At 58.4% G+C, this 12,063-nt stretch carries 12 protein-coding genes and 1 pseudogene; 10 read left to right on the top strand and 3 right to left on the bottom strand.

Annotation, left to right across the window (positions count from 1 at the left end; all coding sequences use genetic code 11):
• Nucleotides 1-2 precede the first annotated feature (2 nt).
• From HD598_RS10905 to HD598_RS10890, 4 genes are all read left to right on the top strand, one after another.
• Complete coding sequence (locus HD598_RS10905; protein ID WP_183665879.1) at nucleotides 3-320, top strand: hypothetical protein; 318 nt, start codon at nucleotides 3-5, stop codon at nucleotides 318-320.
• Nucleotides 317-568, top strand: a complete 252-nt coding sequence (locus HD598_RS10900) for a PspC domain-containing protein (RefSeq protein ID WP_183665877.1) — start codon at nucleotides 317-319, stop codon at nucleotides 566-568. Before HD598_RS10905 ends, HD598_RS10900 begins: the two co-directional genes overlap by 4 nt.
• 105 nt (nucleotides 569-673) lie before the next feature.
• Nucleotides 674-1,702: an ATP-dependent 6-phosphofructokinase gene (locus tag HD598_RS10895; protein WP_183665875.1), complete on the top strand. Its 1,029-nt coding sequence runs from the start codon at nucleotides 674-676 to the stop codon at nucleotides 1,700-1,702.
• Between the two features lie 36 nt (nucleotides 1,703-1,738).
• Nucleotides 1,739-2,503 carry a GNAT family protein gene (locus HD598_RS10890; RefSeq protein WP_183665873.1) on the top strand — a complete coding sequence of 255 codons (765 nt, stop codon included), beginning with the start codon at nucleotides 1,739-1,741 and terminating at the stop codon, nucleotides 2,501-2,503.
• On the opposite strand, the gene ygfZ is transcribed toward HD598_RS10890, so the two are convergent.
• The 3 genes and pseudogenes from ygfZ to HD598_RS10875 form a co-directional block, all read right to left on the bottom strand.
• Nucleotides 2,500-3,591, bottom strand: coding sequence for a CAF17-like 4Fe-4S cluster assembly/insertion protein YgfZ (gene ygfZ / locus HD598_RS10885; protein WP_183665871.1), 1,092 nt, complete (start codon nucleotides 3,589-3,591; stop codon nucleotides 2,500-2,502). The genes HD598_RS10890 and ygfZ overlap by 4 nt on opposite strands.
• A 104-nt stretch (nucleotides 3,592-3,695) precedes the next feature.
• Nucleotides 3,696-4,292, bottom strand: a pseudogene (locus HD598_RS10880) (FABP family protein); the annotation flags it as partial.
• 154 nt (nucleotides 4,293-4,446) lie between these two features.
• Complete coding sequence (locus HD598_RS10875; RefSeq protein WP_183665867.1) at nucleotides 4,447-5,205, bottom strand: hypothetical protein; 759 nt, start codon at nucleotides 5,203-5,205, stop codon at nucleotides 4,447-4,449.
• A 94-nt stretch (nucleotides 5,206-5,299) separates the two neighbouring features.
• Between HD598_RS10875 and HD598_RS10870 the strand changes: the two genes are divergently transcribed.
• The 6 genes from HD598_RS10870 to HD598_RS10845 all read left to right on the top strand — a co-directional run bounded on the left by HD598_RS10870 (nucleotide 5,300) and on the right by HD598_RS10845 (nucleotide 12,056).
• On the top strand, nucleotides 5,300-5,986 hold the full coding sequence (locus tag HD598_RS10870) for a winged helix-turn-helix transcriptional regulator (RefSeq protein ID WP_183665865.1): 687 nt from the start codon (nucleotides 5,300-5,302) through the stop codon (nucleotides 5,984-5,986).
• A gap of 42 nt (nucleotides 5,987-6,028) precedes the next feature.
• Nucleotides 6,029-7,063 (top strand): mycothiol synthase, encoded by a 1,035-nt coding sequence (gene mshD, locus HD598_RS10865; protein WP_183665863.1) that lies wholly within the window; start codon nucleotides 6,029-6,031, stop codon nucleotides 7,061-7,063.
• Nucleotides 7,064-7,131: 68 nt separating this feature from the next.
• Nucleotides 7,132-9,342 (top strand): RNA degradosome polyphosphate kinase, encoded by a 2,211-nt coding sequence (locus HD598_RS10860; RefSeq protein WP_409366186.1) that lies wholly within the window; start codon nucleotides 7,132-7,134, stop codon nucleotides 9,340-9,342.
• The gene (locus tag HD598_RS10855) at nucleotides 9,339-10,304 is read left to right on the top strand and encodes an NUDIX hydrolase (protein WP_071894937.1); all 966 of its coding nucleotides are present in this window, start codon (nucleotides 9,339-9,341) and stop codon (nucleotides 10,302-10,304) included. The genes HD598_RS10860 and HD598_RS10855 overlap by 4 nt, the downstream gene beginning before the upstream one ends.
• A gap of 38 nt (nucleotides 10,305-10,342) precedes the next feature.
• The gene (locus tag HD598_RS10850) at nucleotides 10,343-10,684 is read left to right on the top strand and encodes a GNAT family N-acetyltransferase (protein ID WP_071894936.1); all 342 of its coding nucleotides are present in this window, start codon (nucleotides 10,343-10,345) and stop codon (nucleotides 10,682-10,684) included.
• A 307-nt stretch (nucleotides 10,685-10,991) separates the two neighbouring features.
• Entirely contained in the window at nucleotides 10,992-12,056 is a 1,065-nt protein-coding gene (locus HD598_RS10845; protein WP_183665859.1) for a M14 family zinc carboxypeptidase, read from the top strand.
• The last annotated feature ends 7 nt before the right edge of the window (nucleotides 12,057-12,063 follow it).

Here is a 12,063-nt window from a genome sequence, read left to right as displayed (position 1 = left end):
ACATGAGTACCAATCATCCGTCGCCGAGCGAAGACTCCCAGAACATCTTCGAGTCAACGCCGGTCTCAGAAACAGAAACACACGACGAGTCTCACTACGCGTCAACGCCCGTCCCGCAACGTCCGCCCTTCCCCACCGCAACGCTCGTGCTGGGACTTGTGGCAGTCGTCGTCGCAATCCTGGTTCTCGGTGCAAACCTCCTGCAGTGGACGTATGACCCAGCCATCGTGGGAGCATCCATCCTCGCCGGCGCAGGCTTCCTGTTGATCATCGGCGGCATCCTGACTCATCGAAATTCAAGCAGAAAGGCAAACTCATGAATCCCATGTTCGAAACCTTGCGATCCATCCCGTTTCGTCGCGGACCCGAGCGTTGGCTCGGCGGCGTGTGTGGCGGAATCGCCGCAAAGTTTGGTCTCAATACGCTCTTGGTGCGAGCGCTCATGCTCGTCGCTTTTCTGCTCCCCGTAGTGGGCTGGGTGACCTATCTTGTGGCCTGGCTAGTGCTGCCGTGGCAAGACGGAAGCATCCCAATTGAGCGCGCATTCACGTCCGGCCAGAAACGCTAACTTCACGAATCAACATCTCTGGGCTCACCCGATACACTCAAAGGGTGAGCCCAGTGCTGTGCTCAGCGACAAGTGTGACAGCGCGAGCAGAAAGCGAAATTCTTCATGAGAATTGGCATCATGACGAGCGGCGGCGACTGCCCCGGACTTAACGCAGTGATTCGAGGCGCAGTCCTTGGCGGAATCAAGCGTCACGGGGATGAATTTGTTGGCTTCAAGGACGGCTGGAAGGGCGTCACTGAAGGCGAAATCATCGACCTTCCACGGCAATCAGTGCGCGGTATTTCCAAGCAGGGCGGCACCATCCTTGGCACCTCGCGCGTCAACCCATTTGACGGTCCGTTGGGCGGTCCTGAGCACATCAGCAAGGTGCTCAAAGAGAACAGCGTCGACGCGCTCATGGTCATTGGCGGCGAAGGCACCCTCGCTGGAGCGAAGCGCCTGGCTGACGCCGGACTTCCCATCGTGGGCGTCCCCAAAACTATCGACAACGATCTCAACGGCACGGACTACACCTTCGGCTTTGACACCGCGGTACAGATCGGCACTGAAGCCATCGACCGCTTGCGCACCACCGGCGAATCGCACCACCGCGTCATGGTGGCCGAAGTGATGGGTCGCCACGTGGGCTGGATCGCTTTGCACGCCGGTATGGCCGCTGGAGCTCACGCCATCCTCATCCCCGAAGTTTCTGTCACCGCAGATGACATTGTTCAATGGGTGGACGAGGCTTTCGATCGTGGACGCGCGCCGCTCGTGGTAGTGGCTGAGGGCTTCTTGCTCGACGGTTCGGACGAGGCCTATTCACACCTTGGCCTCGATGAGGCCGGCCGTCCTCGCTTGGGCGGTGTGGGCGAAGTCGTGGCTCGTCTGGTGCAAGAACGCACGGGGCTCGAGACCCGGTGCACCACGCTGGGGTACATCCAGCGCGGCGGCGTTCCCAGCGCTTACGACCGCGTCTTGGCTACTCGTCTGGGCATGGCCGCTGCTGAGGCGGCGCATGATCACGCGTGGGGCCAAATGGTGGCGCTCCGTGGCACCGAGTTGCACCGCGTGCCCTTCTCTGCGGCTTTGCAAAGCTTGAAAAAGGTGCCGCAATCCCGGTACGACGAAGCGGCTATTCTCTTTGGCTAGGTATTCCACGCTGCAAGATCGTGCCAGAATCAAGGTATGAGACTTTCAGCAAGTAGCCGCGCAGTCGCGGCCCTGGCATGGTCTCGCGTGCTGGGTTTACCTGACCAGTCGTTGCACGCTGGAGCTATGGGTGAGGCTACGGAGTTCATCTCCAAGCCGTCACGTCCTGGCGCCACGCGCGCCACGTTCTTGCAGTTGATGCAATCGTCCGCGCTCATTGCACCGCAGTGGTTCATTGATGCGTGTGAGAACGCTCCCGCCTCCGAGGTTTCCGAGCCTCGGCTTCTGGTGGACATGGCCCGGCACCACGGCTTCCACAACGCGCGCATCCTCACGGAGGAAGCAATTTACTTCCTGGATGAGGTGCCGCATTACGGTCCACCGCGGGGTCCCGAACCGAACGAGGTTATAGTGTCCCTCCACGTCAGTGACGCCGAGCGCGTGGAGAAGGCGTCACCGGTTGACGATTACGTCTCCGTGCAGCCGAGTACTCGCGACGTGCAGTTTACGACCATTTCTGAGGACGAATCCACGGTCTGGTCTACGGGCGCGTACGACCTGTGGGAAGGTCTCGTGGCGGATATCGCCGTGCTGACACGGCCGGAGGTTCGGCTCAAAGGCTTTGGCTCGTTCATTACCGGCGTCGCCGCGGAAGAAGCGCTCTCTGACGGCTTGGTTCCGCAGCTGCGCGTGGGCATGGGAAATTCTGCCGCGATGTTGTTGGCTGAGTCCCTTGGCTTTGAGCTTGCGGGTTCCGTGACGTCCGTCTTTTTGGGTGAACCTACGACGACGCAGGCTTAGGTTCGCGACGGAGGCTTGATGAAGCCTTTGGCCCGGCCTACTACCTGACCGGCATCCGTTGCGACGATGACTTCCTGAGTTGCCGGGCTAGTTGCACCGGAACCGTCCAGAACGTCGAGGGTTGATTCTGGATCTACAGCGCGTTTAATGACGGCCAGAGCAATGGGTCCAGCCTCGTAGTGCAGGGCACTCGTGGTGACCTTTCCAACGCTCCTGCCGCCCAACTGCACATCGCTTCCCGGTGCTGGGAGCGTGTGTTCGCTGCCGTCGAGGTGCAAGAACACCAGGCGACGTGGCGGGTGACCCAAGTTATGGACACGAGCGATGGTTTCTTGGCCCTTGTAGCAACCCTTTGCTAGGTGCACGGAGGTGCGCAGCAAGTCCAGTTCGTGAGGGATGGTCTTCTCATCCGTCTCGGCACCGAAGCGCGGCTTCCAATCGGCGATGCGCAAGGCTTCGGAGGCCATGCTGCCCGAAAGCTTGATACCGCGGGACACGAGTTCATCTACGGTGGCGTCAAACTCCGCGAGCGGAATGAGCTGCTCAACCCAGGTGGTGTCCTCTGCGGGGTGTTCTGCTCCTGAGTAGGCGAATCCGCCGGCGCCGACGTGCGGCCAAGGGTCCGTCCAAGTGAGTGCGTTCTCCACCAGCGGCTTTCGTGCACCCAGGACGGCCCATTCGTCCGTCTCATTTGTGACCTCGACGCGCATCATGAACCGCATCGAGGAGAGGAAGTCAGCGAGACCTTGGGCGCTCTCGCGCTCAGTAATGAGGAACGTCGCGTCCTCCGTTTCAAGGACCTTGGCATCAAAATCGATGCGTCCCTGAATCGTCAAGAACAAAGCGCGGGTGGAGTCCCCTTCTCGCAAGCTATTGAGTGCTTGCGAAGCCAAAGAGTGCAGCAAGCGTCCGCGATCTTGACCGCTCACACGTACGACGCCCAGATGGGACAAGTCGGTGACGGCTAGGCCGCGGTCCAGCGAGCGCTGCTCGGGAAGTGGTGCCCCGTAATGCAGCGCAACCCCCGCATCGAGTCCGGTGCCGGCGACGGCGCCTGGTCGTTGCAGGAGTTGTGAAGAATAAGTCACTGCTGGTCCGGCTTTCCTGCGTCATTCTCGTTGGTGTCTTGCTTGTCCGCTTCCGGGGCAATGGAATCATCCAAGGTGTCCCCGGTGCTTTCAACCGTTGGCGTGGCAATCTTCTTCAGCGCTGCCGAGGCGTGGGCAGCCAATTCCTGACCGCCGATGCTCGCATCCCAACGCCAGAAGAGGTCCCCGTTGACCAGACCGTAGATGCGGGTTGCAGATGAGTACTCTTTCGAGTGCGTTCCGCGCATCACCAAGTCTGTTGCAAGGTGAATCTGAGGGCCCTTGATCTGGCCGTAGTACATCTCGGTCAGCCCACGTGGGTGCGTGATGCTGACTTGAATGTCAAAGCCGCCATCAGCGTTACGCAACCCTTCGACGTCGTCCGCCGAACGAAGCACCGGGTAAATGTCACCAGGAATCATGCCGGGGCCGCCATCAGCTTCCTCAAGAGGACGCTCTAGCTGCCAAAAGCCGAGCTCAACGCCAAGTGGACGCAACTTCGTGCCGCGCTCGTCTGCTAGCCAGCTTTCGGCGCGGTATTCAAGGTACGGAAGCCCCGACTGGCGGAACTCCACGCGCTGAACGAAGTATTCGTCGTCGGCTTCGCCTTCCCCGAGACGACCCATGCCTTCCCAAGTACCCAGCAACCATGACAGCGGTACTAGTTCAGGAGTGAGATCCGTAGGGATTTCAATAGCCATACTGACGAACTACTTACTTCTGGCCCTTGAACAAGCGAGAAACCACAAGTCCAGCGAAACCAGCCATGCCGAGGGAGGCAAGGCCCAACAAAACCAAGAAGAAGATCTCAAGACCCAAGTAATTTTCCATAACCAATATCCTACCTATCCTGTGCTATCCGATGACTAATCGTTCGGCGAAATATACAAGCGCGCCGGACATCATGATGGGCGTCAACCCAAAAGCTATCGCGGCAGAGCGGGTCTCCGCCCCACCTTCCGTAATGAACACGGCTCGGCAACTTGCCGTAATAGCGGCCGCTACGGCGGAGAACACCATGGCGTGCCACGGCGGCACCGAAACAAAGGCAATAGCCGCAAGCCCCGAAATAAGAGCAGCGGTCACGATTGCCAACGGCGCAATGATGCGGTCCGGCCAGCGAATGCAACACACCAGTACGGCGGCGACCACGCCGATTCCCACGAGGAACGTCAGCGGCGAGTTGAAGTCGTTGGTCCCCAAACGTTCTACGGCAACCCACCCGGAGGTGGAAGCGGCGATGAAGGACGCCGCCGCACCGGCGGTCACCGAGTACAAGCGCTGCGCTGCACCCGTTCCCCGGAACAGCTGAACCAAGAACGTGAGCGCCAGTCCAGCCACTACAAACACCGCAAAATACGTCAAAGATTGCTGCGGTGGAGCGTTGAGTGCCGCAACAATTGCGCCAAGCCCTGCAACAAGTGTGACGAAGCCCATACTCAGGCTTGCCGGGAGGTCTGAGATTTTGGTCCACGTAAAGGAAAAAACGCCCACAATCACGGCACAAATAGCCGCCACTAGTAAGGGACCCGTTCTTTCAAGCCCTACGTAACTGAACAGCACAATGGCAGCCAGGCTCATAACGGCGGTCGACGCTACGGTTACGCTCTTCACCCCAACAGTCTGCCGCATTTGCCACACTAAGATGGAACATCTGAGCATCAGGGTGCGCGAATCATCCGCGTAGGGTGCGCGAAAGGAGCCATTCATGACCAATATCGCGCTGCTCACCGCGAGCACGGAGCAACCGGGAGTGATCTTGCCGGCGCTCGATGTGCTGTCCCATCCCGTGAGCATTCATCCGGCCGCCGCCGCGTCCATGCTGGAGGCCAGCAACGCCGACGTGGTGATTGTTGATGCGCGTAAGGATTTCACCGGCGCGCGTTCGTTGTGCCAGCTCTTGCGTCAGACCGGAATTGAGGTTCCACTCTTGGCATTGTTGACCGAGGGCGGCACCGCTGCGATATCTACCGCGTGGACCACGGATGATTTTCTGTTGGATTCGTGTGGCCCTGCCGAGCTCGAAGCTCGATTGCGATTGGCCGTTGGCAAACTGAAGTCCGCTCAACCGGACGAAGCCAACGAAATCCGGGCTGCCGGCGTCGTCATTGATGAATCCAGCTATACCGCACGCCTTCACGGGCAACCGCTCAACCTCACTTACAAAGAATTTGAACTGCTGAAATATTTGGCGCAGTTCCCCGGGCGAGTCTTCACCCGTGAGCAGCTCCTGCACGAGGTTTGGGGCTACGACTACTTCGGTGGCACCCGCACTGTGGACGTTCACGTGCGACGCTTGCGCGCAAAGTTGGGTGCGGATCACGAACAGCTCATCGCGACCGTTCGCAACGTGGGCTACCGCTTCAACGCAAACCGCTCCCCCGAAGATAACTAAGACGCCTCTTCCTGTTCTGCGAATTTGATCTAGATTGGATTCATGAGCGCAGAACCCAACGTTGACTACTCGCTTCACCTCTCTTCGGGGCGACCGGACGAATCACTCTTCAAAGACATTAAGGCGTTAGCACTGGCCGCCGAGGAGTCCGACGGCCACCCGCCACTCTCCGAGCAAACCCTCGTTGACCTGCGCACACAGTCCGATCCTGACCGTCTCACCGTGGTCAGCGCTTACCTTCGCGAAGGCGCCGACCGCGAGTCCAACGAGCTCGTGGGCGTTGCGGTGGCTACCTTCCCCGCTTCAGATAGCGCCGATTCAGAAACGGCGGAGGACGACGACGCAGCTCACCTCCCAGAAGCTGCTGTGGGAACGCTCGAATTAGTAGTGCATCCTGAGTACCGCAATTCCGGTATCGCGACCGCTCTTGCCGCACAGCTCGCGAGCGCGATCCCCGCCGATTCAGTGCGCGCCTGGTCTCATGGCAACCACGAGGGCGCCGCCCGACTCGCAGAAAAGCACGACTTTTCAATTCAGCGAGAGCTGTTCCGATTGCGTCTGGTCAACAGCGCGCCTTTGCCCGAGGCAGGCCTGCCTGCAGGAGTCACCATCCGCGGGTTCGAGCCCGGCGTTGACGAAGAGCCGTGGCTCGCAGCCAACGCGGCTGCTTTTGCGCACCACCCCGAGCAAGGTTCTCTCACTCGCGCCGATCTTGACGCCCGGATGGAAGAAGATTGGTTCGATCCAGCAGGATTCTTGATGGCTGTGAGTGAAGACGGCACTTTGCTGGGCTACCACTGGACCAAGGTTCACCCGGCTGTTCATTCACCGCGTACCGGTGACCACGAAGCCGTGGGCGAGGTTTACGTCGTTGGCGTTGTCCCCGAAGCTCAAGGCACTGGCCTCGGCAAAGCCCTCACGATTGCCGGCATCAATCATTTGCGCGATCAGGGTTTGCACGCGGTCATGCTGTACGTGGATGCGGACAACACTCCGGCGATTGAGCTCTACCGAAAGCTTGGTTTCACCAAGTGGGACGTCGACGTGATGTACGGACCACGAATTCCGCAGTCTTAACCGGTTTTTGAAGGACCACGACCGGTAGAGTTTATGGCAAGGCAAGCCATTGAGTTGGGAGTTTATTGGTGAATCAACCACAGTCCAGAAGCTTCGGTACCAGTGAGGTACCGGCAGCTCGCGCAACCATCGACCGCATAGAGCTCCCTGAATTTGTTCCGCCGGCTCAGCCCGCGGGCGGCTTCTCCGGTGAACGTTTCTTGGACCGTGAGTTGTCTTGGCTCCAGTTCAACGCTCGCGTGCTGGAACTGGCGGAAGATCCTGACTTGTTCCTTTTGGAGCGCGTGAACTTCCTTTCCATCTTTGGCTCAAACCTTGACGAGTTCTTCATGGTCCGCGTGGCCGGATTGAAGCGACGCATTGCCGCGGGCATGGCTGTGCCCTCTGCCGCGGGCATCAACCCGGTAGATCAGCTGGAGTTGTTGCTGAGCCAGGCTCACGAACTGCAGAAGCGCCACGCTCAGGTGTTCGGCCAGCAGGTCAAGCCTGCCCTCGAAGGGCAAGGCATTCGCATCAAGAAGTGGGACGCTCTCAACCCAGAGCAAAAGGCTGGACTGCGCGAATGGTTCGTCGATCAAGTCTTCCCGATCCTGACCCCCCTCGCTGTTGACCCGGCTCACCCGTTCCCGTACATTTCCGGTCTTTCCCTCAACCTTGCCGTGATTGTTCGTAACCCGGTCTCCGGTAAGGAACTGTTTGCCCGCATCAAGGTGCCGGACGTGTTGCCTCGCCTCATTGCGGTGGATCACCCAGGTTCGCGCAACGTGCCGTCGCGTGATGTTGAATTCATTTCTCTCGAGGACGTCATCGCCGTCCACTTGGATAACCTCTTCCCCGGCATGGAAGTTGTTGAAAACTACGCCTTCCGCGTCACCCGCAACGAAGACCTCGAGGTAGAAGAAGACGACGCCGAGAACCTTCTTCAAGCGCTCGAGAAAGAACTCTTGCGCCGTCGTTTCGGCCCTCCAGTGCGTCTCGAAGTGGTCGATGACATGAACCCGGCCGTCAAGGCTCTCTTGGTGCGCGAACTCAATGTGGAAGAGGACGAGGTCTTCTCGCTTCCTGCTCCGCTTGATCTGCGCGGTCTGAGTGTCATCGCCGGCATTGACCGACCCGACCTGCACTACCCCAAGCACGTGGCACACACCTCGCGCGCGCTCAACGAGTCCGAGACGTCGAAAGCTGCGGACGTTTTCGCGGCCATGCGTCGTCGTGACATCCTGCTGCACCATCCGTACGATTCTTTCTCCACGTCCGTCCAGGCGTTCTTGGAGCAGGCCGCCGCGGATCCGCAGGTAGTGGCTATCAAGCAGACGTTGTACCGCACCTCGGGTGATTCCCCGATTGTGGATGCGCTCATCGATGCCGCCGAGTCCGGCAAGCAGGTTCTTGCGCTGGTGGAAATCAAGGCGCGCTTTGACGAACAAGCGAACATCGATTGGGCTCGCAAGCTCGAGCAGGCTGGCGTGCACGTGGTGTACGGCATTGTGGGATTGAAGACGCACTCAAAGCTCTCGCTCGTGGTGCGCCGCGAGTCCAAGGGACTGCGCCGCTATTGCCACATCGGTACCGGCAACTACCACCCACGCACGGCTCGTTACTACGAGGACCTGGGCTTGTTGACCACGGATGAGCAAGTGGGCGAGGACGTATCCCGTCTGTTCAACCAGCTCTCCGGCTATGCCCCCAAGACCACCTTCAAGCGACTCTTGGTAGCTCCGCGTTCGGTACGTTCAGGCTTGATCGATTGCATCGAGAAGGAAATCGCCCACAAGAAGGCCGGACGTGAAGCTCGCGTCATCATCAAGGTCAACTCGATTGTGGACGAAGCCATCATCGATGCGCTGTACCGCGCATCGCAGGCGGGCGTGAAAGTTGACGTCATTGTGCGCGGTATTTGCGCCATCCGTCCGGGAGTTCCTGGATTGAGCGAGAACATTCGTGTGCGCTCCTTCTTGGGACGTTTCCTGGAGCACTCGCGCGTCTTCGCCTTCCGCAACGGAGACGATCCGCTCGTGTACATCGGCTCGGCTGACATGATGCACCGCAACCTCGACCGACGAGTGGAGGCTTTGGTGCGACTGTCTAACAAGTCAGACGTCACCGAGCTGCTTGCTTTGCTCAACCGCTACTTGGATGCCGGCACTGCTAGCTGGCACCTCGATTCAGAGGGCAACTGGACGCGTCATCATCAGGACGCTAACGGCAAGCCGCTTCTGGACATTCAGACGTACCTCCTTGAATCACGGGCACGTCAGACTGGAGCCGGACGACGTTGAACGGTCTGATCCGACGATCTTCTGACGCCCCAGAGATCTCGAAGGATGCAACCATCTTTGCTGCCGGTGCGCTCATTTGGCGTGAGCGTGCCGGCGCACTCGAGGTTCTTTTGATTCACCGCCCGCGCTACGACGATTGGTCATGGCCTAAGGGCAAACTCGATGATGGCGAGACTCTGCCCGAATGCGCGGTGCGTGAGGTCCACGAAGAAATCGGGATGAGAATCCGCTTGGGCCTACCATTGCCGGCCATCAGCTACCCGGTTCGTCAAGAAACCAAAGTGGTGTACTACTGGGCGGCCAAGACAAATGGCACGGCTCAACCGGACGGCAAAGAAGTGGACGGATACCAGTGGGTGTCCCCTCAAATCGCTCGTCAGCTGCTGACAAACGTTTCTGACATCGAACCGCTTGACGCGTTGATTGAGGCGTACGCGAAGGGCCATCTCAATGTCATTCCCTTCATTCTGTTGCGTCACGCCAAGGCGAAGCCTCGCTCGAGTTGGACGAGAGATGAGGGTCTTAGGCCACTTGCTGCTACTGGCAAACGTCAGGCCCTCTCGGTTCAGAAAATTCTTCGCACGTGGCAACCAGAACGTATCTACACGAGTCCATGGACCCGATGCGTTCAAACTATTACTCCGTACGCGCGGGATATCAAGGTTGACTACAAAGAGGTCGGCGCCCTCACGGAGAAAGCTGCCAAACGCAATCCGCGTTCGGCGCGCAAAGCCTTCCAGAAGTTGATTGACCGGCCAGAGTCCTTGGTGGTTTGCACACATCGTCCGGTCCTTCCGCTCGCTTTTGAGGTCCTGGACAGCAATCTTGCTGGAGGTTTGAGCCGTCACTTGCCAAGCGATGATCCTTATCTTCGACCAGGCGCGCTTTTGATTGCGCTGCGTTCACCCAGCCGCCCCAACAAGTTGCTTTCCCTCTCCCACTACGAGCCGTACGATGACTGAACACATCGTTTGATGACTATCACCCTTAGGAGATCGCGATGACCGCTTCACCCTCAGCTGGCCAGCCAAACACACCGGTTCAGAAGATCGCGCATGAAAACTTGCGACTTGAGCATAACGAGGACCGCGGACGATTCGACCTCTGGCAGGGTGATCAGTTCATCGGTTTCTTGGGATACCACGAGGAAGATGGCGTGGTGGAAGTCCAGCACACCATCATTGACGAGAAGTTTGGCCGCAAAGGCTACGCTCGCGCTTTGGTGACTATGGTTCTTGAACAGCTCCGTACTGAAGGGAAGAAGATCATCCCGCAGTGCTCTTACGTTCTGGATTATTTGGGGCGCTACCCCGAGTACAAGGACATGGTGCTACGCACCTAAGTTCCGATCGAATCACCGTTGGCTTCTTCAGCCGCGTAGTCCCGCAGGGTCGTTTGCTTCGTTTCCTTTTGGAAAGCAAAGCAGGCGACCTTTGCTTTTACACCCACAGGTGCTTTTACACCCAGAGGGCCCAGGCCTCAATAGCCGAAGGTCTAAGATAAACCATCCCGTCAGCTTCCCATTGAGAAATCTCAATGATTTTTCACTAAAGCCTTGACTATGACCCTCATCTCACGTTGGCTGGAAACCTCGGTATATGAATCCCCATTTTTACCGAGTGTAGAAAACTCCAATGGAAAGATGAGCAATGCGTAAACATCCAGATGGAAAGACAATTTCTCGACGTTCCCTAGGAATTCTTGGCTTCACGACCGTTTTTGCAGCCGGCGGTCTCGCCACGGCGCCCGCTGCCTTCGGCGTGGGAGAAGGCCCTGGCTATGGAGGAAACGAGACCATCAATTCCTCAATCCTTCACACCTATGACGAGCTAGTGGCAGAGCTCAAAAAGCAGGCGACACGGCAACAGAGCCTCGAGCTGGAAGTCATCGGTCAGTCCGTCAAAGGTCGCGATCTCTACCTGGCGAAGTACCTCACCAATCCCGCCAACCCAACGATTCTTTTCCTGACCCAACAGCATGGAAACGAACAGCTGACCACCGAAGGTGCACTCGAATTCATCAAGCATCTTGGCACAGGCAAGAACAGCGCCGTTCTTGAGGGTGTCAACGTGTTGATCGTTCCCATGCTCAACCCGGATGGCGCCATGGGAGATGTTAATTTCTCGCTTGACGACTACATTGCGACCGGCCGTCATCTCACGCGCTACAACGCCAACGAAGTGGATCTGAACCGAGATCACGTTGTCAAAATCCAGCCTGAAACTCAGGCCCTCCACACCAACGTCATGCGCAAGTACAAGATCGACTACATGATCGATCTGCATCATCAAGGGGCCACCGCCGCGCGCGACGGTGAACTCGTCTCCGGATCCATCCTTTACCCCACCACACCCAATGTGGACGCAACTGTCCTCGAAGGATCGAAGCGACTAGGCGCCGTCGTATTCCATGCCATTGACCCCACCGGATGGGGGCATCTTGGCCGATACGTAGGTGGCACCGCCGAAACTATTTCCCGCAACGGAATTGCCGTCGAGTATGGAATTTCCACTCTTCTCTTTGAGATGCGCGGAATGAGCGACCACTTCTACGACTCGTACGTTTTGGGACAAAAGAGTAACGGTTACCTCATCAAGCAAACCGTGGTCACGTTGACGGAAACCACCCGTGCAATCGCCGACGGATCCATCGACACCGCGGACACTTCTTTCTGGGAAACGCTGGCTGAACAGGGCAGCCGCGGCGAAGAGTAACCGCCTG

It is taken from the genome of Neomicrococcus aestuarii, from assembly GCF_014201135.1.
GTDB lineage: Bacteria > Actinomycetota > Actinomycetes > Actinomycetales > Micrococcaceae > Neomicrococcus > Neomicrococcus aestuarii.
This window is presented reverse-complemented; position numbering and strand designations above follow the sequence as displayed.